Genomic DNA, 1081 nt, shown 5'->3' with positions numbered 1-1081 from the left:
CCGCGACGAAGTTCGGCGAGAGCGGCGTGCCGAAGGTTTTCTACTCGGACGTGCCAGCGGAACTCCTCGTCTTCGACGGTAAGCCTGCCCTGGAGAAGGTGCCGGGCACGGGGCTGGACTGGGCGTCGAACACCACGAGCGACGTCTTCTATCGCCCTGCGGACAAGACATGGTACGTGCTGCTTTCCGGCCGCTGGTTTTCGGCGGCGTCGCTCGAAGGCCCCTGGACCTTCGCGACGCCGAGCCTCCCCGCCGACTTCCAGAATATTCCGCAGGACGCTTCCTACTACGCAGTACGGGCTTCCGTTCCGGGAACGTCCGAAAGTGCCGAGGCCCGCCTGAAAGCCAGCATTCCGCAGATGGCGCGGGTGGCGACCGACGGGGCGGTGAAGGTCGACGTCGCCTACAGCGGCGAACCGAGGTTCGAAGCGATAGATGGGACCACCCTCTCCAACGCCCTGAACTCGAACGAGCAGGTGATCAAGGTCGGCGACAAGTACTTCGTGCTGAAGGACGGCGTCTGGTTCGTCGGCGACACGCCGACGGGGCCCTTCGAAGTCGCGAAGACGGTTCCCGACGACGTCTACAAGATCCCGCCCTCATCGTCCGTCTACAACGTCACCTATGTCAGGGTCTACGACACGGAGCCGGACGCGGTCTGGTACGGCTACACCGCAGGCTACCTCGGCGCGTACCTCGCATGGGACGCCCTCGTCTGGGGAACAGGCTGGGCCTATCCCGCATGGTGGGACTTCGGCTGGTCGGGCGGCTACTGGCCCTACTATCCGCGGCCGGTCACGTACGGCGTTGGCGCCTTCTACAACCCGGCCTTCGGCACTTTCGGCCGCTACGGATATGCCTACGGTCCCTATCGCGGCATGGCCGGTGGCGCCGCCTACGATCCTCGCACGGGCACCTACGTCAGGGGCGGTGCGATCTCCGGCCCTGCGGGGTCGCGTGGCTTCGTCGCGGCCTACAATCCAAGGACGGGCAACGCTTTCGCCGCCCGCGGTGGGACGAACGTCTACGGCTCGTGGGGCACCGCAGCCGTCAAGCACGGCGGCGAGTTCGCCCGCATCAG

General features: G+C 66.2%; 1 pseudogene. It reads left to right on the top strand.

Annotated features, from left to right (window positions below):
* Positions 1–26: 26 nt before the first annotated feature.
* Positions 27–1081, top strand: a pseudogene (locus BN1800_RS39505) (SH3 domain-containing protein); the annotation flags it as partial.

The organism is Rhizobium sullae (assembly GCF_900169785.1).
In the GTDB taxonomy this organism is placed as follows: Bacteria; Pseudomonadota; Alphaproteobacteria; order Rhizobiales; family Rhizobiaceae; genus Rhizobium; species Rhizobium sullae.
This window is presented reverse-complemented; position numbering and strand designations above follow the sequence as displayed.